Origin of the sequence: Pseudomonas cuatrocienegasensis, from assembly GCF_900110925.1 — a bacterium.
In the GTDB taxonomy this organism is placed as follows: domain Bacteria; phylum Pseudomonadota; class Gammaproteobacteria; order Pseudomonadales; family Pseudomonadaceae; genus Aquipseudomonas; species Aquipseudomonas cuatrocienegasensis.
Map to the genome: position 1 here is coordinate 248,398 of NZ_FOFP01000002.1, position 21,311 is coordinate 269,708.

Consider the following 21,311-nt stretch of genomic DNA (forward strand, 5'->3'; position numbering starts at 1 on the left):
CTGCTCAGGTAACACAGCCTGGATAAACACAAACCCCGGCGCATGGCCGGGGCTTGTGGGTCTTACCGGAGCGCTGTGGCGCTTTACAGCATCTTGCGGCCTTTGCCAGCGGCGATGCGCATGCGCAGGGCATTGAGCTTGATAAAGCCGGCTGCGTCCTGCTGGTTGTAAGCGCCACCGTCTTCTTCAAAGGTCGCGATGTTGGCGTCGAACAGCGAGTCGTCGGACTTGCGGCCGGTGACGATGACGTTGCCCTTGTACAGCTTCAGACGGACCACGCCGTTCACATTGGCCTGGGAAGCGTCGATCATCTGTTGCAGCATCAGACGCTCCGGGCTCCACCAGAAACCGTTGTAGATCAGGCTGGCGTACTTGGGCATCAGCTCGTCTTTCAGGTGAGCGACTTCGCGGTCCAGGGTGATCGACTCGATGGCGCGGTGGGCCTTGAGCATGATGGTGCCGCCGGGGGTCTCGTAGCAGCCACGGGACTTCATGCCGACAAAGCGGTTCTCGACGATATCCAGACGGCCGATGCCGTTCTCGCCGCCGATACGGTTCAGCTCAGCCAACACGGTGGCCGGGCTCATGTCCTTGCCGTCGATGGCAACGATGTCGCCCTTGCGGTAGGTCAGTTCGATATAGGTCGCGGCGTCCGGCGCTGCCTCGGGGGAGACAGTCCATTTCCACATGTCTTCTTCGTGCTCGGTCCAGGTGTCTTCCAGCACACCGCCTTCATAGGAGATGTGCAGCAGGTTGGCATCCATGGAGTACGGCGACTTCTTCTTGCCGTGACGCTCGATCGGGATCGCATGCTTCTCGGCATAGTCCATCAGCTTCTCGCGCGACAGCAGGTCCCACTCACGCCACGGAGCAATCACTTTGACGCCGGGCTTGAGGGCATAGGCACCGAGCTCGAAACGCACCTGGTCGTTGCCCTTGCCGGTAGCGCCGTGGGAGATGGCGTCGGCGCCGGTCTCGTTGGCGATCTCGATCAGGCGCTTGGCGATCAGCGGACGGGCGATGGAGGTGCCCAGCAGGTATTCGCCTTCGTAGACGGTGTTGGCGCGGAACATCGGGTAGACGAAATCACGCACGAACTCTTCGCGCAGGTCATCGATGTAGATTTCCTTGACGCCCATGGCCTTGGCCTTGGCGCGAGCCGGCTCGACTTCTTCGCCCTGGCCGAGGTCAGCGGTGAAGGTCACCACTTCACAGTTATAGGTGTCTTGCAGCCACTTCAGGATCACTGAAGTGTCCAGGCCACCGGAATACGCCAGGACTACCTTGTTTACGTCGGCCATGCCATCAACTCCAGGGTTGTTCGGAAAGCCGCTGATTCTACTGGCCCTGGCCGATGATTTACAGAGGCGCGACACGCGCGGGTCATAAGGCGACAGCCTGCAGCGTCAAGACATGGCCTGCGGCCCGCTCGGCGCTGGGGCCGGTGCTGGAGCGGCAGGTGCTTCAGCCGGTGCACTGGCGGGTTCGCGCTCCAGACTCAGGCTCACCCGCCGGTTCTTCGCCCGGTTCGCCTCACTGTTATTCGGCACCAGTGGGTAACGCTCACCATGAAAGCGTACGGTGATCTGCTCCTCCGGTATGCCATTGGCCTTGAGGTATTCCATCACCGCCAGGGCGCGGCGGCGTGACAGGTCGCGGTTGGTCAGGCGATTGCCGCTGTTGTCGGCATGCCCGTCCAACTGGATGCGATTGACGCTTGGGTCGGCCTTGAGAAAGCTGAGGATAATGTCCAGCTTGGCCTGGGCCATCGGATCGAGGTCCACACCGCCGCCCGGGAAGCCGACCTGGCTACGCCGCACCTGGTCGAAGTTGACCGGTAACAGCTTGGCCGTGCAGGCCAGGTAGTCCTCGTAGGCTTTGCGAAAACGCACCGGCAGCAGGCGCACTTCCAGCGGATCACCGCCGCGCAGGGTGCGGTGGCGCACCACCGGGCTGCGCCCTTCGAGCAGACCGGTGAGCAGACGCCCGGCCTGTTCCTGGTTGCTGTGCAGCGGCATCTCGCCGGGTGAGACGGCCACGGCGCCCAGGTTGATATCACCGCGTCCGGGCTGCCAGGGCGCGGCCGCGGCCAACAATGTCGCTGAACCGCTCCCCAGCCATTGCTCGCGCGCCTGCAGACGGAATGTGGCTTGCTCGCCGGCACGGCGCACAAATTCCCCGGCGCCAAAGTCGGTGACCGCCTGGGTCAGCCGACACTCGAACTGATCGCCGGCAACACTCCACTGAACCTGTTCCAGACGGGTCTGAAAACTGATGGCCGCGGCAGGCCCGCACAGCGACAGGCCAACGAACAGGCTGGAGAGGATAAACACTGGCTGGCGCACGGCGAGCTCCACAGGGAAAAACAGGCTTCCCTGGGGCTATCGGTGATACGCCGGAAAACTTGAGCGGCCGACCATCGGCAGGCGTGTCAGAGCGAATCTGCGGCGTGCCCTGTGGGGGCTTTTCCGGTAGCATTCGCGGCACGTTTGACCCGCCTGGAAGCTTCCATGACCGACCGTATCACCCTCCTGCGCCCCGACGACTGGCATATCCACCTGCGTGACGGTGCCATGCTGCCGCATACGGTCGCGGATGTCGCTCGCACGTTCGGCCGCGCCATCATCATGCCCAACCTGGTACCGCCGGTACGCAATGCCGAAGAAGCCGACGCCTACCGCCAGCGCATCCTCGCCGCCCGCCCTGCCGGCAGCCGCTTCGAGCCGCTGATGGTGCTCTACCTCACCGACAACACCAGTGCCGACGACATCCGCGCGGCCAAGGCGTCGGGCTTTGTCCATGCCGCCAAGCTTTATCCGGCCGGCGCGACCACCAACTCCGACTCTGGTGTGACCAGCATCGACAAGATCGCGCCAGCCCTCGAAGCCATGGCCGAGGTCGGCATGCTGTTGCTGGTGCATGGCGAAGTCACCCGCGCCGAGATCGACGTATTCGACCGTGAAAAGGTCTTTATCGACGAACACCTGACCCGGGTGGTCGAGCGCTACCCAACCCTGCGCGTGGTCTTCGAGCACATCACCACCCGCGATGCGGTGGAGTTCGTGCAAGGCGCCCCGGCCAATGTCGGCGCGACCATCACCGCTCATCACCTGCTGTACAACCGCAACCATATGCTGGTCGGCGGGATTCGCCCGCACTTCTATTGCCTGCCGATCCTCAAGCGCAACACCCACCAGGGTGCCTTGCTGGATGCGGCCACCAGCGGCAACGCCAAGTTCTTCCTCGGCACCGACTCGGCGCCCCACGCCACCCATGCCAAGGAAGCGGCCTGCGGCTGCGCCGGTTGCTACAGCGCCTACGCGGCAATCGAGCTGTATGCCGAGGCTTTCGAGCAGCGTAATGCGCTGGACCAGCTGGAAGCCTTCGCCAGCCTCAACGGCCCGGACTTCTATGGCCTGCCGCGCAACAGCGAGAGCATCACCCTGGTCCGTGAAGACTGGACAGCCCCGGCCAGCCTGCCGCTGGGCGACCACACCGTAACCCCGCTGCGCGCCGGTGAAACATTGCGCTGGCGCCTGCTGGAGAACCACGCGTGAGCGAAGATTACCTGGACGACGAAAACGAATCCGGCAACAGCGGCAGCGGCGCACGCCACCCGATGGCGGCGCGTTTTCGCGGCTACCTGCCGGTGGTCGTGGATGTCGAGACCGGCGGTTTCAACAGTGCCACCGATGCCCTGCTGGAAATCGCTGCGACCACCGTGGCGATGGATGAAGAGGGCTTCCTCTACCCGGATCACACGCACTTCTTTCGGGTCGAGCCGTTCGCCGGCGCCAATATCGAACAGGCCGCGCTGGAGTTCACCGGCATCAAGCTCGATCACCCGCTGCGCATGGCGGTCAGCGAGGAGCACGCGCTCACGGAAATCTTCCGTGGCCTGCGCAAGTCGCTGAAGGCCAACGGCTGCAAACGCGCCATTCTGGTGGGCCACAACAGCAGCTTCGACCTGGGCTTTCTGAATGCCGCTGTCGCCCGCTGCGACCTCAAGCGCAACCCCTTCCATCCCTTCTCCAGCTTCGACACCGCCACCCTCGCCGGCCTCGCCTATGGCCAGACCGTACTGGCCAAGGCCTGCCAGGCGGCGGGTATCGAATTCGACGGCCGCGAAGCCCACTCCGCACGCTACGACACCGAGAAGACCGCCGAGCTGTTCTGCGGCATCGTCAACCGCTGGAAGGAAATGGGCGGCTGGATGGAATTCGGCGACTGATCCAACCTCGCTATAGAGCCGGTGCCGAGGGCTATCCTCGGCACCTGGTTATCGCCCCGCCTTCTTTGTCATAACCGCTCGTCTCCTCAAAGCAGCGGCGATGTAAAAAAGCCTATTTCGTCTTTGACACGCATTCTCATTAACATTAGTATCCTTCGCATCAGCCATTGTCTGCGACGAGATACGCTATGTATGTCTGCCTCTGCGAAGGTGTTACCGACGGCCAAATCCGCGAAGCCATCTATGAAGGATGCTGCAGTTATCGCGACGTGCGCCAGACGCTCGGCGTTGCCAGCCAGTGTGGCAAATGTGCCTGCCTGGCCAAACAGGTGGTACGCGAAACCCTGAGCGATGTGCAAAACAGCCAGAGCGCCCTCGCCTACCCGGCCACATTCGTCGCCGCCTGAATCATCTTTTTAATCAAGCCGAGCCCTGAGCTCGGCTTTTTTATGTCCAAAATTCAAGTGCTTAGCGCCCAACCGCAGAACGCAACTACTCGTATTTATATTTATTTTCACTTAAATTTCAATAACTTAGGTTTGACAGCCAGAAAATGCCGGCCCACACTCGCCCATCGACATTTTTTGCAGGGCAGGCACATCACATGAAAGGCGACAAGAAAGTCATCCAGCATCTGAACAAGATCCTCGGTAACGAGCTGGTCGCGATCAACCAGTACTTTCTGCATGCACGCATGTACGAAGACTGGGGCTTGAAGAAACTCGGCGAGCACGAGTATCACGAGTCCATCGATGAGATGAAGCATGCCGACAAACTGATCAAGCGCATCCTGTTCCTTGAAGGCCTGCCCAACCTGCAGGACCTGGGTAAGATCCTGATCGGTGAAAACACCAAGGAAATGCTCGAATGCGACCTGAAGATCGAGCACAAGGCGCACATCGATCTGAAAGCGGCGATTGCCTACTGTGAAAGCATCGGCGACTACGCCAGCCGCGAACTGCTCGAAGACATCCTCTGCTCCGAGGAAGAGCACATTGACTGGCTGGAAACCCAGCTGAGCCTGATCGAGAAGATCGGCCTGCAGAACTACCTGCAGTCGCAGATGGACGAATAAGCGTCCACGACTGACCAGAACGGGCGCCTCGGCGCCCGTTTTGCGTTGTGCGCATTTAGCCCAAGGCGGTGCGCACGGCGCACCCTACGGGCGTGCGATAACCATGAGAAGGGCTATGCCTGAGTGGGTTGCTACAACCCTGCGCAGGCAAACCACCGAACACGCGCAGGAGCCCCGCCTCGGGGCGAATCGATTGCAGCCATTACGCTAAATCGGCGTTGTGCACGACATTCGCCGCGAGGCGCGGCTCCCACGAAAAACATTGTCGCCATGCAACCCAGCACGGGCACACAGCCATTAAAAAACCCGCCGGCAGGGCCTTGAACTTAGGTTCAGGGCACCACCAGGCGGGTTTGGCTGACGCTGTTGCGGCCCGAGAGCCGCAGGATCAGGCGTCGGTTTTCTGCGTCGCGGTCTTGATCAGGGTTTGCAGCTCACCGTTGTCGAACATCTCGACCATGATATCGCTGCCGCCGACCAGCTCACCGCCAACCCAGAGTTGCGGGAAGGTCGGCCAATTGGCGTACTTGGGCAGATTGGCGCGGATTTCCGGGTTTTGCAGGATGTCGACATAGGCGAACTTCTCGCCACAGGCCATCACCACTTGCGCCGCCTTGGAGGAGAAGCCGCACTGCGGCGCATTCGGCGAGCCTTTCATATACAGCAGAACGGTATTGTTGGCGATCTGCTCTTTGATGGTTTCGATGATATCCATTGGGCACCTCAGGGCTGGTCTTTCCCGACGCTTGGGTCGGCACGGTGGCGGCATTGTAGCGAAAAGCCGAGCGCAATGCTCGGCCTTGCCTAGGCAGCGCGCACCTGCACCGGTACACCGTTGAGCGCGGCGTTACCCGAGAGCGCATCGAGCTGGCGCTCATCGGTCAGGTCATTGGCGCTGGCGCCGGGCTGCGCCTGGGCAATGCCCATCTGCACGCCCTCGCGGCCATGGCCCCAACCGTGAGGCAGGCTGACCACGCCGGCCATCATCTCGTCACTGGCCGCGACCTCGACTTCGATCTGCCCAATACGTGACTGCACCTGCACCCGCTGCCCATCGCTGAGGCCAAGTCGCGCCAGGTCGTTCGGGTTCATCAGCAATTGATGACGCGGCTTGCCCTTCACCAGGCGGTGGTAGTTGTGCATCCATGAGTTGTTGCTGCGCACATGGCGCCGACCGATCAACAGCAGCTCATCGCTGCCGGGCACAGGCTGCGCAGCAAAGCGCGCCAGGTCACCGAGCAACAGTGAGGGGGCCGCCTGCACCGCCTGGTTGGCGGTTTTCAGGCGCACTGCCAGGTTGGGCTGCAGCGGCCCCAGGTCGAGCCCATGGGGATGTTCACGCAGCGTGGCGAGCGACAGCTTGTGCGCCGAGGCGTCGCCGTAGGCGCCATGGCGCAGGCCAAGGTCGATCATCTGCTCCGGCGCCAGTGTCGGCTTGAGGCTGGCCCCCGTGCGCGCGGCAAAGGCCTGGGCCAGGCCAACGAAGATCTCCCAGTCGTGCAGCGCACCCTCGGGCCGTGCCAACACCGCTTCATTGAAGCGGGTGACATTGCGCACGGCGAACACGTTGAAGGTGGTGTCGTAGTGATCGTGCTCCAGCGGCGCGGTAGGCGGCAGGATCAGATCCGCATGGCGGGTGGTTTCGTTGATGTAGAAATCCAGGCTGACCATAAAGTCCAGGCCGCTGAGGGCCTTGTCCAGTTGCCTGCCGTTGGGTGTGGACAGCACCGGATTACCCGCCACCGTGATCAGCCCACGAATCTGCCCCTCGCCCTCGCTGAGCATTTCTTCGGCCAATGCCGAAACCGGCAGCTCGCCGCCGTACTCCGGCAAGCCGGACACGCGGCTCTGCCAGCGGTTGAAATGCCCGCCCGAGGTGCTCGCCACCAGGTCCACCGCCGGGCTGGTGCAAAGCACGCCACCGACCCGGTCGAGGTTGCCGCTGACCAGGTTGATCAGTTGCACCAGCCACTGGCACAGGGTGCCGAACGCCTGGGTGGAGACGCCCATCCGTCCGTAACACACTGCCTTGTCGGCCGCGGCAAAGTCGCGGGCCAACTGGCGGATGCTGGCCGCCGGTACACCGCAGCGCACGGCCATGGCCTCGGCGGTAAAGCCGGCAATGGCCTGGCGCACCTCATCCAGCCCCTCGATCGCGAGGTGGCTGGTGCGCGTCAGATTCTCTTCAAATAGGGTATTGAGCAGACCGAAGAGCAGCGCGGCATCCTGCCCCGGGCGGATAAACAGGTGCTGGTCGGCAATGGCCGCGGTTTCACTGCGCCGCGGGTCGACCACCACCAGTTTGCCGCCACGGGCCTGGATCGCCTTGAGGCGTTTCTCCACGTCCGGCACGGTCATGATGCTGCCGTTGGAGGCCAGCGGATTGCCGCCCAGGATCAGCATAAAGTCGGTGTGATCGATATCCGGGATCGGGATCAGCAGGCCATGGCCGTACATCAGGTGGCTGGTCAGGTGATGGGGCAACTGATCGACCGAGGTTGCCGAGAAGCGATTGCGGGTTTTCAGCAGACCGAGAAAGTAATTGCTGTGGGTCATCAAGCCATAATTGTGCACGCTGGGGTTGCCCTGGTAGACCGCCACGGCGTTCTGCCCATGCTCCGCCTGGATGGCAGCGAAGCGCTCGGCAACCAAATCGAAGGCCGCCTGCCAACTGATCGGCAACCACTGCTCGCCCACCCGCTGCATAGGCTGGCGCAGGCGATCGGGGTCGTTCTGGATGTCCTGCAGGGCGACGGCCTTGGGGCAGATATGGCCCCGACTGAACGTATCCTGGGCATCGCCCTTGATCGAGCGGATGGCCACCTGACCATCGTCCTGGGTTTCAGTCTCGATGCTCAGACCGCAGATGGCTTCGCACAGGTGGCACGCACGGTGGTGGAGGGTCTTGCTCATGGCCGGCCTCGTTATTCTTGTGGGTCATACGCCACTTAAGGGCACCTCTAAAAACTACCTGCGTGGTCATCGCTGCGTTAAAAACAGGCCGGGACGCGGCGTCTCAAAATGCTCATTTACAACAGTAAACTGCGCTTTTTCGCCTGTTTTTGCCTTGCGCTGACTGCCTCGCCTACGTTTCTAGAGGCGCCCTGATGCGGATTGTTCGACTATGGCCACCCCGCGCGATCAGCGCCAGCAGCGTTCGTCGTGTGAATCGCCCTCCATCATGCCAGCCGATAGCGTCTGCCCTTGTGCATGTGCACACCGCCTTCTTGACCCGTGTCAATACATCGACGCCTGTCGCCTGGCACGCTATGGCCGAATGCCATTATCTGACTGTGAAAACTTGCCATGGGCCGCTGGATCCGCAATCTCTCGCTTAAATACAAGTTCTGGGGCGTCAACCTGGTTGCCCTGGTCACCACCCTGTTGCTGGTGCTGTTCGCCATGCACCTGGAGCAGCAGTCCCGCGCCCAGAGCGCCCGTGAGCAGGCCAAGATACTGATCGACGTACTGGCCGATTGGCCCGCCGCCGAGCCCCTGCCTGCGGCGAGCCGCCCGATGCTTGCAGCGGCCGAGGCCGCCCTGCTTGAGCTGCCCACGGAGGCCCGCTCCGCCCGTGGTTGGATTGCGCTCAACAGCGACCCGCTATGGGGCGAGAATCCGCTGTATGGCGTGTGGCGCAGCCCCGCGACCGAAGGGCGCGAGCTGGCTATTGCAGTCACCGCGCCAAGCCTGTGGCAGGTTTTCAGGGAGCGTGCCGGCACCTATGCACTGGCTGTCAGCCTGCTGATGCTGTTGCTGATGGCCGCGTCGCAGTTGCTGATCCGTTTTATCCTCAGCCACCTCAATAACCTCAAGGACAGCATGCTGCATGCCGCCCACAGTGGCGACCTGTCGGCCCGCGCAAGCTGTGACAGTGACGATGAAGTCGGCCAGATGGCGGGCGCCTTCAATGCCATGCAAGCGGGCTACCAGCGGGTGGTCGGTACCGTGGCCGAAGCAGCGGCACGCCTGGACGAAGGTGCCCAGCGCCTGGCCAGCGGCATGGCTCAGGTACGCAGCGGCATGCTCGGCCAGCAGAGCGAGACCGACCAGACCGCCACCGCGATCAACGAGATGTCGGCCACCGTGTTTCATATCGCCGAGCACGCCGCCGCCACCCGCGACCAGTCGACCGAAGCCGATCGCCTCAGCGGCGATGGCCGGCAGGCCGTCGAACGCACGGGCGAGGCCATCGCCGGTCTGTCCCGCGACGTACAGCAGGCCGCCGAGCGCATCCAGCGCCTGGCCGAGGACAGCCAGACCATCGCCAGCATGGTCAGCGTGATCCACGGGATTGCCGAACAGACCAACCTGCTGGCCTTGAATGCTGCCATCGAGGCCGCCCGCGCCGGCGATATGGGCCGCGGCTTTGCCGTGGTGGCCGATGAGGTGCGCAACCTGGCGCGGCGCGTGCAGACCTCCACCGACTCGATCACCCAGATGATCACCACCCTGCAGGGCAGTAGCCGCGAGGCGGTGCAATTCATGCAGGACAGCTCGGCCCGCGCTGATCAATGCGTGCAGCAAGCCGAGCACGCCGCCACCGCCCTGGGGCATATCGCCCAGGCCGTGGCGCAGATGCGCCAGAGCAATATCCAGATCGCCGTGGCCGCCGAGCAGCAGAGCCAGGTCGCCGAAGAAATGACCCGCTCAGTGGTCGGCATCCGTGACGTCACCGAGCAGACAGTGCAGCAGACCCTGATTTCCGCCGGCACCAGCGCCGAACTGGTGGAGTTAGCCGCCAACCTCAACCAGGCGGTGGGCCGCCTGAAGCTCTAAACCGCTTCCGCAGAATGCACAAAACCCCGCCGAGGCGGGGTTTTGTCTGGCTGTGTCCCTGTTGCCGCACGCAGCCCATAGCGCAAAGCCCGTAGGAGCGCCGCCCCGGCGCGAAGCGTTTGGGCTATCTGCAATACCGCTGAACGGCCGCTATTCGCCGCGAGGCGCGGCTCCTACGAGAAGCCGCGACGGCGTGCAACAACACACTGGGACATAGCCTTTTGAGCAGGCCGACTCAGGCCTTGGCCAGTTTCTTCAGCTCCTCGTCACGCAGCTCGCGGCGCAGGATCTTGCCCACGTTGGTGGTCGGCAGGGTGTCGCGGAACTCCACAGCCTTGGGCACCTTGTAGCCGGTCACGTTGGCACGCATGTGCTCCATGACCTGCTCCTTGGTCAGGGTCACGCCAGGCTTGGCGACCACGAAGATCTTGATCGCCTCACCGGAACGCTCGTCCGGCACACCGATAGCCGCGCACTGCAACACGCCCGGCAGGGTCACCAGCACGTCTTCCAGTTCGTTCGGGTAAACGTTGAAGCCGGAGACCAGAATCATGTCCTTCTTGCGGTCGACGATGCGCGTGTAGCCATCGTCCTGGATCACCGCGATGTCACCACTCTTGAACCAGCCGTCAGCATCAATCACTTCATCAGTGGCTTCCTGGCGCTGCCAGTAGCCCTTCATCACCTGCGGGCCTTTGATACACAGCTCGCCGACCTGCCCCAGGGGCAGGTCGTTACCGGCATCGTCGATGACCTTGAACAGGGTCGAGGGAACCGGAATACCGATGGTGCCAATCTGGTTGTTCTGCACGGAGTTGACCGAGGCCACCGGGCTGGTCTCGGTCAGCCCGTAGCCTTCGCAGATGGCGCAGCCGGTGACCTGTTTCCAGCGTTCGGCCGTGGCCAGTTGCAACGCCATGCCGCCGGACAGGGTGATCTTCAAGGCCGAGAAGTCGAGCTTCTGGAATTCCGGGTTATTGCACAGCGCGACGAACAGCGTGTTGAGACCGACAAAACCGCTGAAGCGATAGGTGCGCAGGTCCTTGAGCATTGCCGGCAGGTCACGCGGGTTGCTGATCAGCACGTTGTGGTTGCCGATCAGCATCATCGCCATGCAATGAAAGGTGAACGCATAGATATGATACAGCGGCAGCGGCGCGATCACGGTTTCCGCGCCCTCCTCCATATTGGAGGCCATCATTGCGCGCGACTGCAGCATATTGGCGATCAGGTTGCGGTGCGTGAGCATGGCGCCCTTGGCCACGCCGGTCGTACCGCCGGTGTACTGCAGCACCGCCACATCACCATTTACCGGGTTGGCTTCGCGTACCGCATGACCGCGACCCTGGGCCAGGGCGGCGTTGAGCTTGACCGCCTGCGGCAGGTTGTAGGCCGGCACCATCTTCTTCACGTACTTGACGACGCTGTTGACCAGCAGGCGCTTGAACGGCGACAGCATGTCGCCCACCTCGGTGATGATGACGGTCTTGATGCCGGTCTTGGGCACGACCTGCTCGGCCAGGTGGGCCATATTGGCCAGGCTGACCAGCGCCTTGGCACCGGAATCGTTGAACTGGTGTTCCATTTCCCGCGCGGTGTACAGCGGGTTGGTGTTGACCACGACCAGGCCGGCCCGCATGGCGCCGAAGACCACCACTGGGTACTGCAGCACGTTGGGCAGTTGCACGGCGATGCGGTCGCCGGGCTGCAGGTCGGTGTGCTGCTGCAGGTAGGCAGCGAATTGCCCGGACAGCTGGTACAGCTCGCCGTAGGTCAGGGTCTTGCCGAGGCTGCTGAAGGCAGGCTTGTCGGCGAAGCGTTGGCAGGACTGTTTGAGTACCGCCTGAATATTGGGGTACAGATCAGGATCGATCTCGGCAGCAATCCCGACGGGATACTTGTCCTTCCAGAAATTTTCGGCCATGCAAGCCCACTCCTAAGCAACAGCTGATCTTCACCGCGTGTGTGCGGTTGTTTGTTGTATGTTTGCTCATCTTTCGCGCAGGCGGCAGCGCGAAAACGGGCCGAGAGTAGCAGCTTTGCCAAAGAGCGACCAGCACCAAACATAGCCTTGCCGGTCATAAAAATGACCAGAAAATGGCACTCCGGTCACATTTAGAACACTCCCGACTGCGGGCTGCGAATCGCCGCCCGCAGCCGCGTATCAGGCGATGTCGCGCAGCTCGCGACGAAGGATCTTGCCCACCGGGGTCATCGGCAACGAATCGCGGAAGACAATATGCTTGGGCACCTTGTAGCCGGTGAAATTCTCCTTGCAGTAGGCCTTCAGCTCTTCAGCACTCACCCCGCCTTCGCGGGCGACGACGAACAGCTTGACCGCCTCGCCGGACTTCTCGTCGGGCACCCCGATGGCGGCGCAGCTCGCTACCTTCGGGTGCGCCATGACCACGTCCTCGATCTCGTTGGGGTACACGTTGAAACCAGAGACGATGATCATGTCCTTCTTGCGGTCGACGATGCGCACGAAACCGTCCGGGTCGATCACGGCGATATCGCCGGTCTTGAACCAACCTTCGCTATCGAGCACTTCGGCCGTGGCGTCCTCGCGGTTCCAGTAGCCCTTCATCACCTGCGGGCCCTTGATGCATAGCTCGCCACGCTCACCCAGGGCCAGCTCGTTGCCGTCGTCGTCGATGATTTTGAATGCCGTATCCGGCAAAGGAATGCCGACGGTACCCAGGCGCGCCTGCTTGCCGTAGGGGTTGGTGCTGGCCACCGGCGAGGTCTCGGTCAGGCCGTAGCCTTCGACCACCGTGCAGCCAGTCATGGCCTGCCAACGCTCAGCGGTGGCCTTGACCAGGGCAGTGCCACCGGAGTTGGTGACCTTGAGATGAGAAAAATCGAGGTTCTTGAATTCGGGGTTGTCCATCAGTGCAACGAACAGCGTGTTGAGCCCCAACAGCGCGGAGAACTGCCACTTGCCCAACTCCTTGACGAAGCCGGGGATGTCGCGCGGGTTGGTGATCAGCACGTTGTGGTTGCCGTTGACCATCATGCACATGCAGTTCGCGGTGAAGGCATAGATATGGTACAGCGGCAGCGGCGCGATCATGATCTCCTGGCCCTGCTTCATCAGCGGCGTGCCATCCTCGCCGAGTTGCGACAGGCAAGCGTCGACCTGCAGCATATTGGCCACCAGGTTGCCGTGGGTGAGCATCGCGCCCTTGGCCACACCCGTGGTGCCACCGGTGTACTGCAGTACCGCGATATCCTCCTGGCTCGCCGTCACGCGCTTGAACCCCTGGTTCTGCTTGAGCGTGGCCTTGAACGGCAGCGCCTGGGGCAGGTGATAGTCAGGCACCATCTTCTTCACCTGCTTCACCACGGTATTGACCAGCCAGCCTTTCAGGCTAGGCAGCATGTCGCCCATCTTGGCTTCGATCAGGTAGTCGATCTCGGTGTCTGGCAGCACTTCATGCACCAGCTTGCCGAACATGTTCAGGTAGACCAGCGCGCGCACGCCGGCATCCTTGAACTGATGACGCATCTCGCGGGCGGTGTACAGCGGGTTGGTGTTGACCACGATCAGCCCGGCGCGCATGGCACCGAACACGGCAATCGGGTACTGCAACACGTTGGGCATCTGCACGGCGATACGGTCGCCGGGCTTGAGATCAGTGTGTTTCTGCAGGTAACCGGCGAAGGCAGCGGACAGGCGATCCAGCTCGGCGTACGTCAGGGTCACGCCCAGGTTGCTGAACGCCGGGCGGTCGGCGAAGCGCTTGCACGAGCGCTCGAATACTTCGATGACCGATTTATAGGTGCTCAGATCGATGCTGTCCGGCACACCGGCCGGGCGTTTGTCGCTCCAGAAATCAGGTTGCATTATTTTTATTCCTCTTCCCCTGAATGGATGGGCCCGCTGCGTTGAACAGGCTGTGGCCAGAGGATTTCTGACCACAGCAGGGCTGAGCCGAACTTAGCAGTTCTGGCCCAGTGCGCAAACAGCCGCGGTAGCGTCATTGACCGCGTGAATTTCGATGCACGCGTCATACTGGGAAAACCGCCGCACCAAGCCCTACAATGCGGCACTTTCGCCGGCTCAAGGATCTGCCATGCCCCTCGCTACGCTCTGGCTGGACCGCCCCGATGGCACCGCGCTGTACGTACGCCACTGGCAGGGCGACGCAGCGCCGCGCGCGGTGCTGATGCTGGCCCACGGCATGGCGGAACACGCCGGGCGCTACGCCCGCCTGGCCGAGGCGCTGGTCGCTGCTGGCTTCGCCGTGTATGCCCACGATCAGCGTGGCCATGGCCTGACGGGCGAGCGCAGCGTGCTCGGCCACTTCGCCGACCACGACGGCTGGGCGCGGGTGGTCGATGACCTGGCCGGGCTCAACCACCACATTCGCCAGGCCCACCCGCAGTTGCCGATCATCCTGCTCGGCCACAGCATGGGCAGCTACATTGCCACCGCCTACCTGATGCAGCACAGCTGCAGCGTGCAGGGCGCCGTCCTCAGCGGCTCCAACTACCAGCCACGCACGCTGTACCGTGTCGCCCGGCTGATCGCGCGCCTGGAAAGCTGGCGCCAGGGCCCACTGGGGCGCAGCGCCCTGCTCGCCTGGCTGTCGTTCGGCTCGTTCAACCGCGCCTTTACTCCGGCGCGTACCGCCTACGACTGGCTCAGTCGCGACGCGGACGAGGTCGACCGCTATATCGCCGACCCGCTGTGCGGTGCGCGCTGCACTAACCAGTTATGGCTCGACCTGCTCGCCGGCCTGCAACAGATCACCCCCGTAGCAAGCCTGGCGCAGATCGACCAGGCGCTGCCGCTGCTGATCATCGGCGGCGCCTGCGACCCGGTGAGCCAGGGCACCCGCCTGCAACACCTGGCCGATGCCCTGCGCAGCGCCGGGCACACCCGCACCGATTTGCGGGTGTACCCCGAGGCACGCCACGAACTGTTCAACGAACTCAACCGGGACGCCGTCACGGCCGACCTGATCGCCTGGCTGGAGCATATTCTGCCCGCGCCAGCGCAACCCACCCCCCAAGGAAATGCACAATGACGCAAAGCAGCAATACCCCCTACGAAGCCCTCGAAGTTGGCCAGACCGCCCGTTACACGCGCACCGTCGGCGAGCGTGACATCCAGCTGTTCGCCGAGGTGTCCGGCGACCGCAACCCGGTGCACCTGGATGCTGCATACGCTGCCACCAGCATGTTCAAAGAACGCATCGCCCACGGCATGTTCAGCGGTGCGCTGATCAGCGCTGCCGTGGCCTGCGAACTGCCCGGCCCGGGCACCATCTATGTCGGCCAGAGCATGCGCTTCACCGCGCCGGTGAAACTCGGTGACACCCTTACCGTGCGCCTGGAAATCCTGGAAAAACTACCGAAGTTCCGCGTGCGCGTGGCCACCCAGGTGTTCAACCAGCGCGACGAAATGGTGGTCGACGGTGAAGCGGAAATCATCGCCCCGCGCAAAGCCCTGACCGTCGAACTGGCCGAACTGCCGACCATCACCATCGGCTGAGCCATCGCGTCACCCGGAGCGCGCCCATGCAAGCCTGGAACAGCGTCAGCCTGTGGATGCAGCAACTCGACGAGCCCCTGACCCCGCGCCCTGCGCTGGGCAGCGAGATCGAGGCCGACGTGGCGATCATCGGCGCCGGCTACACCGGCCTGTGGACCGCCTACTACCTCAAGCGCCAGGCGCCGCACCTGCGTGTGCTGATCTTGGAAGCCGAGATGGCCGGCTACGGCGCCTCCGGGCGCAATGGCGGCTGGCTGATGGGCAACCTGCTCGGCGAAGACCGCCTGCTCGCCCCGCTCTCGCCGACCGAACGACGCGCCAGCTAAGACCTGCTGCACGGCATCCCCGACGAAGTCGCCCAGGTGCTCGAACGCGAACGTATCGCCTGCGACTACCGCAAAGGCGGCGTGCTCTATTGCGCCGCACGCTACCCCGAACAACGCGAGCGACTGCTCACCCACCTCAAGCACCTGCGCAGCGAAGGTCTGGGCGAAGACGACTACCGCTGGCTCGACACCCCGGCGCTCAATCAGCAGTTGCGGGTCGCCTCGCCCTACGGCGCGCTCTACTCGCCGCACTGCGCCACTTTGCAACCGGCGCGCCTGGCCCGTGGCCTGGCGCAGGCGGTCGAGCGCCTGGGCGTAATGCTGTATGAGCAAAGCGCGGTGCTGGACTGGCAACCTGGCGTGCTGCGTACCGCTCAGGGTCGGGTGCGTGCCGACTGGATCGTGCCGGCGGTGGAAGGCTACGCCGCCAGTCTGCCGCCCCTGGGCCGCAATCAATTGCCGGTGCAGAGCCTGATCGTCGCCAGCGAGCCGCTGCCCGCCAGCACCTGGGCGGAGATCGGTCTGGCCCGTGGTGAAGCCTTCAGCGAGGCGAGCCGCCAGGTCACCTACGGCCAGCGCAGCGCCGATGATCGCTTGGTGTTCGGCGCCCGTGGCGGCTATCGCTTCGGCGGGCGCCTGCGCCAGGACTTCAACCTGAACGAGGCCGAACGCAACCTGCGCCGTTACCTGCTCGGCGAACTCTTCCCGCAGTTGCGCAAGGTGCGCCTTACCCACGCCTGGGGCGGCAACCTCGCCGTGGCGCGGCGCTTCCGACCACACATGCTGCGCGATCGACGCAACGGCATCGCCCTGGCCGGCGGCTATGGCGGTGAGGGCGTAGGCGCCAGCAACCTCGGTGGGCGCACTCTGGCCGACCTGATCCTCGACCGCGAAACCGCCCTCACCGCCCAGCCTTGGGTCGCCCGTGATGGCGGCCTCGACCAACTGGCGCGCTGGGAACCCGAGCCACTGCGCTGGCTGGGCTACAACGCCATCATCCGCAGCTTCGCCTATGAAGACCGCGTCCTCGCCGACCCACGCAGCCCCCGCTGGCGACGGCGCCTGGCCGAGCGTTTGGCCGATCTGATGGAAGGGTTTATGCGGTAGGGTCGGTGGGAGTGGCCGGGCGGCGTTCCACTGTCGCGTGGGAGGGGCTTTAGCCGCGACGTTTTCAGCGCGCTCAAGGATTATCGCGAATAAATTCGCTCCTACAGGCAATTGATCGCTCCCACGTCGAGGCGTCGAAGCGTCCGCGTGGGCATGCATCCGGAGACGCTCCGCGCCTCGCAACAGCGGACGCAGAGCGTCCACAGCGTGGTTAACACGCAGAGCGTGTGAACCATCAGAATTATTTGTGTTGCCCCCCTAACCCCGCCCTGGTGCACGCTGGGCTGCGCCCGCACCAAGCCTGTGCTTGAATAGTCGTACCTCACAACGAAAGCCGCTTAAAAGCGCTCTTTAACCGTGATTCATTGTGCACTATGCACAACAGGCCTTGTCAGGCTCGTGCGCGGCAGATAAATCGCCGACCTGGCACGCCCCCTGCTATCGCCGTGTGTCCTCAACCTGCGGAGCCGCGCGCCATGTCACAGCCTACCCTCGATAGCGATTACCCCTTGAGCGAGGTGCCCAGCAGCGCCCGCAAAGGCCTGTTTTCCACCGCCATCCTGCTGTTCGGTTTCACTTTCTTTACCGCCACCATGTTTGCCGGCGGCAAGATCGGCATGGCCTTCGACTTCACCACCCTGATCTGGGCCGCGGTGATCGGCAACCTGCTGCTTGGCCTGTACGCCGCCGTGCTCGGCCTGATTGCCTGCCGCAGCGGCCTGAACTCGGTGCTGATGGGCCGCTTCTGCTTTGGCGAAGTCGGCAGCAAGCTCTCCGACGTGCTCCTCGGCTTCACCCAGATTGGCTGGTACGCCTGGGGTACGGCGACCATCGCCATCGTCCTGGTAAAAATCCTCGGCCTGCCGCAAGGCCTGACCATGCCGCTGATGGTGCTGTTCGGTTTCGGTTTCTGCCTGACCGCCTTCGTCGGCTACAAGGGCCTCGACCTGCTCTCGCGCATCGCCGTGCCAGCCATGCTGGTGCTGCTGGTGGTGTCGCTGTGGATCGCCACCCGTGATATCGGCGGCCTCGCTGGCCTGCTGGCGGTGGAGCCCAAGGAGAGCATGAGCCTGAGCGTGGCCATCACCCTGGTTTTCGGCACCTTCGTCAGCGGCGCGACCCAGGCCACCAACTGGACACGCTTCGCCAAAAGCGGTCGAGTTGCGGTGCTGGCCAGCCTGTTCGGCTTCTTTATCGGTAACGGCCTGATGATCGTCGCCGGGGCCTACGGCGCCATCGTCTACCAGCAACCGGACGTGGTCGAAGTGCTGGTGCTGCAGGGCCTGTCCATGGCCGCGGTGATCATGCTGTTTCTCAATCTGTGGACCACCCAGGACAACACCATCTACAACTTCGCCGCCGCCGGCTGCAACCTGCTGCGCACCGGCAAGCGCAAAACCGTGACCCTGGCCGGCGCCGCTATCGGCACCCTGCTGGCCATCGGCGGCATGTACGAAATGCTGATTCCCTTCCTGATCCTGCTCGGCTCGATCATCCCGCCGATTGGTGGGGTGATCATGGCCGATTACTTCTACGGCCACCGCGCGCGCTACCCAACGCTGGCCGACGCGCGCTTGCCGACGTTCAACTGGGTCGGCCTCGGCGCCTACTTTATCGGTGCGCTGAGTGCCTACGCCTCGCCCTGGGTCGCGCCCCTGGTCGGCATCGCCGTCGCCGCGCTGGCCTATGTTGCCCTGTTCGAGCTGCGCAAAGCCCTGGCCGGGCGCCGTCTGGTCGTCGGTGCATGAGCCTGACCGTCGCCGATGTGCTCGCCCTGCCCGGCCTTGCCAGCATGCGCCTGCGCGCCGGGCAACGGGCGCAGGACAACCCGGTGCGTTGGCCCTACGTCGCCGAGAACGCGACCATCGCGGAATGGGTGATGGGCGGCGAACTGGTGTTCGTCACCGGCATCAACCACCCGCGCGACGAAGCCAACTTGCTTCTGCTGGTTCGTCAGGCCCATGAGCGCGCCACCGCCGGCCTGGTGATCCTCACCGGCGCCGAGTACATCCAGGCGATTCCTGACAGCGTCATCGCCGAGGCCGAACGCATCGGCGTGCCGCTGCTCGAACAGCCCTACGACCTGAAGATGGTGGTGGTCACCCAGGCCATCGGCACGGCGCTGGTGCAAGCGCAGATGCTCGGCCGCTCGCGCCAGCATGTGCTGGAGCAATTGCTCGACGGGGATTATCAGTCCCTGGAAGCTCTGCTGCAGCGCGCCGACAGCCTGCGCCTGCCGCTGCAGGTGCCGCGTCAGGTGGCGTTGTTCAAATTGCAGGGCAGCGAACGGCTGTTTCTCGAGCAAACGCCCGAGCAGGCCGAACAGACGCTGCAAACCAACCGCCAACGCCTGCAGCAACAGCTGGAGCAGGTGCTGGCCGAACGTGGCGAAGTGCTGCCGCTGGTCAGCCAGGGCGAACACTGGATCGCCCTGTTGCCGGCAGCCGAGCACGCCGACGAGGCGCACAACCGGCGCAGCCTGATGCAACTGCTGGAGGCCCTTAACCCGCATCTGGCACCGCAACGCCTGTTTCTCGGCCTCAGCGTGGGCGGCCATGGCCCGGCGCAGTTTGCCCAGGCCCTCGGCGAGGCGCGCCAGGCGCTGGTCGCCGCACAATCCTTCCCCGAGCGCCTGGGGCTGTGCTGCTTCAACGAACTCGGGGTGATCGAACTGCTCGGCGCCATCCGTGACCGCAGCCTGCTCGACCGCTTTGTCGCCGATGTGCTGGGCGCGCTGATCGGCGATGATTCGCGCCACGAACCCGTTCTGATGCCGACCCTGGAGGCCTGGTTTCAGGAGAACGGCAACCTGGCCTTGGCCGCCCAGCGCCTCAACGTCCACCGCAACACCCTGAGCCACCGCCTGCAGCGCATCGAAGCGCTGAGCGGCTGCTCGTTCACCGATCCCCACGACCGCCTGAACATCAGCATTGCCTTGCTGATCTGGCGCCTGTCGTCCCCAAGGAGTCCCGCATGATCATCCACAACGCCCGCCTGCGCGGCCGCGACGGCCTGCACTGCATCACCCTGAATGGCGAGCGCATTGCTGCCATCGAACCGCAAAACACCGCACAGCCACTCGTCGATGGCGACCTGGACGCCGCCGGCAACCTCGTGGTGCCGCCCTTCGTCGAGCCGCATATCCACCTCGACGCCACCCTCACCGCCGGCGAGCCGGCCTGGAACATGAGCGGCACGCTGTTCGAGGGCATCGAGCGCTGGGCCGAGCGCAAGGCCCTGGTCACCCATGAAGACACCAAGACCCGCGCGCGCAAAACCATCGACATGCTGGTCGACCACGGCATCCAGCACGTGCGCACCCACGTCGACGTCACCGACCCGACCCTGGGCGCGCTCAAGGCCATGCTCGAAGTGCGCGAAGAAACCCGCCACCTGATCGACATGCAGATCGTCGCCTTCCCCCAGGAAGGCATCGAGTCCTATGCCAATGGCCGCGCGCTGATGGAGCAGGCAGTCGAGCTGGGCGCTGACGTGGTCGGCGGCATCCCGCATTTTGAGAACACCCGCGATCAGGGCGTCTCGTCGATCAAGTTCCTTATGGACCTGGCCGAGCGCACTGGCTGCCTGGTGGACGTGCACTGCGACGAGACCGACGACCCGCAGTCGCGCTTTCTTGAAGTGCTGGCCGAGGAAGCCCGTGTGCGCGGCATGGGCGCGCGGGTCACCGCCAGCCACACCACGGCCATGGGCTCCTATGACAACGCCTACTGCTCCAAGCTGTTCCGCCTGCTGAAGATGAGCGGCATCAGCTTTATCTCCTGCCCCACCGAAAGCATCCACCTGCAGGGCCGCTTCGACACCTACCCGAAACGCCGCGGCCTGACCCGCGTGGCCGAGATCGACCGCGCCGGGATGAACGTCTGCTTCGGCCAGGACTCCATCGTCGACCCCTGGTACCCCCTGGGCAACGGCAACATCCTGCGCATCCTCGAAGCCGGCCTGCACATCTGCCACATGCTCGGCTACGAAGACCTCAAACGCAGCCTGGACCTGATCACCGACAACTCCGCCCGCGCCTTGGCGCTCGGCGAGCGTTACGGGTTAGAGGTGGGTCGCCCAGCCAACCTGCTGATCCTCTCGGCGCCGGACGATTACGAAATGGTCCGCCGCCAGGGCTACGCGCTGGTATCGATACGCCACGGCAAACTGCTGATGCGCCGCACGCCTGCCAGCATAGAGCGCGCCTGATCACGTTCATTTCGTCGTAGGGTGGATGACGCTTTTTTCATCCACCATTGCTTCAGTCCAAGCGGTGGACAAGCTTCGCGTTGT

General features: G+C 63.7%; 16 protein-coding genes and 1 pseudogene. 11 read left to right on the forward strand and 6 right to left on the reverse strand.

Annotated elements, in window-relative coordinates:
* Positions 1-83: 83 nt before the first annotated feature.
* Positions 84-1,301, reverse strand: coding sequence for an argininosuccinate synthase (locus BMW49_RS04035; RefSeq protein ID WP_069516007.1), 1,218 nt, complete (start codon positions 1,299-1,301; stop codon positions 84-86).
* A gap of 105 nt (positions 1,302-1,406) precedes the next feature.
* Complete coding sequence (locus BMW49_RS04040; protein WP_069516008.1) at positions 1,407-2,345, reverse strand: flagellar protein MotY; 939 nt, start codon at positions 2,343-2,345, stop codon at positions 1,407-1,409.
* 165 nt (positions 2,346-2,510) lie between these two features.
* Here BMW49_RS04040 and pyrC point away from each other — a divergent pair, with 165 nt between their 5' ends.
* The 4 genes from pyrC (at position 2,511) to bfr (ending at position 5,306) form a co-directional block, all read left to right on the forward strand.
* On the forward strand, positions 2,511-3,557 hold the full coding sequence (pyrC, locus tag BMW49_RS04045) for a dihydroorotase (protein WP_069516009.1): 1,047 nt from the start codon (positions 2,511-2,513) through the stop codon (positions 3,555-3,557).
* Positions 3,554-4,231, forward strand: a complete 678-nt coding sequence (gene rnt, locus BMW49_RS04050; protein WP_069516010.1) for a ribonuclease T — start codon at positions 3,554-3,556, stop codon at positions 4,229-4,231. The genes pyrC and rnt overlap by 4 nt, the downstream gene beginning before the upstream one ends.
* A gap of 188 nt (positions 4,232-4,419) precedes the next feature.
* Entirely contained in the window at positions 4,420-4,638 is a 219-nt protein-coding gene (locus BMW49_RS04055) for a bacterioferritin-associated ferredoxin (RefSeq protein WP_069516011.1), read from the forward strand.
* Between the two features lie 197 nt (positions 4,639-4,835).
* Positions 4,836-5,306: a bacterioferritin gene (gene bfr / locus BMW49_RS04060; protein ID WP_069516012.1), complete on the forward strand. Its 471-nt coding sequence runs from the start codon at positions 4,836-4,838 to the stop codon at positions 5,304-5,306.
* Between the two features lie 388 nt (positions 5,307-5,694).
* Here the strand turns inward: bfr and grxD are convergent, their stop codons facing one another.
* Together grxD and BMW49_RS04070 are read right to left on the reverse strand one after the other, a co-directional pair.
* The gene (gene grxD, locus BMW49_RS04065) at positions 5,695-6,021 is read right to left on the reverse strand and encodes a Grx4 family monothiol glutaredoxin (RefSeq protein ID WP_069516013.1); all 327 of its coding nucleotides are present in this window, start codon (positions 6,019-6,021) and stop codon (positions 5,695-5,697) included.
* Positions 6,022-6,110: 89 nt separating this feature from the next.
* Entirely contained in the window at positions 6,111-8,219 is a 2,109-nt protein-coding gene (locus BMW49_RS04070; protein ID WP_069516014.1) for a molybdopterin oxidoreductase family protein, read from the reverse strand.
* 393 nt (positions 8,220-8,612) lie between these two features.
* Here BMW49_RS04070 and BMW49_RS25765 point away from each other — a divergent pair, with 393 nt between their 5' ends.
* Positions 8,613-10,085: a methyl-accepting chemotaxis protein gene (locus BMW49_RS25765; protein WP_069516015.1), complete on the forward strand. Its 1,473-nt coding sequence runs from the start codon at positions 8,613-8,615 to the stop codon at positions 10,083-10,085.
* 235 nt (positions 10,086-10,320) lie between these two features.
* On the opposite strand, the gene fadD1 is transcribed toward BMW49_RS25765, so the two are convergent.
* Positions 10,321-12,009 (reverse strand): long-chain-fatty-acid--CoA ligase FadD1, encoded by a 1,689-nt coding sequence (fadD1, locus tag BMW49_RS04080; RefSeq protein ID WP_069516016.1) that lies wholly within the window; start codon positions 12,007-12,009, stop codon positions 10,321-10,323.
* 240 nt (positions 12,010-12,249) lie between these two features.
* Entirely contained in the window at positions 12,250-13,932 is a 1,683-nt protein-coding gene (gene fadD2, locus BMW49_RS04085) for a long-chain-fatty-acid--CoA ligase FadD2 (RefSeq protein ID WP_069516017.1), read from the reverse strand.
* A 229-nt stretch (positions 13,933-14,161) separates the two neighbouring features.
* On the opposite strand from fadD2, the gene BMW49_RS04090 reads away from it, so the two are divergent.
* The 6 genes and pseudogenes from BMW49_RS04090 (at position 14,162) to codA (ending at position 21,227) form a co-directional block, all read left to right on the forward strand.
* Positions 14,162-15,118, forward strand: coding sequence for an alpha/beta hydrolase (locus BMW49_RS04090; RefSeq protein WP_069516018.1), 957 nt, complete (start codon positions 14,162-14,164; stop codon positions 15,116-15,118).
* Entirely contained in the window at positions 15,115-15,585 is a 471-nt protein-coding gene (locus BMW49_RS04095) for a MaoC family dehydratase (RefSeq protein ID WP_069516019.1), read from the forward strand. The genes BMW49_RS04090 and BMW49_RS04095 overlap by 4 nt, the downstream gene beginning before the upstream one ends.
* A 26-nt stretch (positions 15,586-15,611) precedes the next feature.
* A pseudogene (locus tag BMW49_RS04100) lies at positions 15,612-17,018 on the forward strand (NAD(P)/FAD-dependent oxidoreductase).
* 476 nt (positions 17,019-17,494) lie between these two features.
* Positions 17,495-18,766, forward strand: a complete 1,272-nt coding sequence (gene codB / locus BMW49_RS04105) for a cytosine permease (protein ID WP_069516020.1) — start codon at positions 17,495-17,497, stop codon at positions 18,764-18,766.
* A complete protein-coding gene (locus BMW49_RS04110; protein ID WP_069516021.1) occupies positions 18,763-19,995 on the forward strand; it encodes a PucR family transcriptional regulator in 1,233 nt (410 codons plus the stop codon). Before codB ends, BMW49_RS04110 begins: the two co-directional genes overlap by 4 nt.
* On the forward strand, positions 19,992-21,227 hold the full coding sequence (gene codA / locus BMW49_RS04115; RefSeq protein WP_069516022.1) for a cytosine deaminase: 1,236 nt from the start codon (positions 19,992-19,994) through the stop codon (positions 21,225-21,227). The genes BMW49_RS04110 and codA overlap by 4 nt, the downstream gene beginning before the upstream one ends.
* The last annotated feature ends 84 nt before the right edge of the window (positions 21,228-21,311 follow it).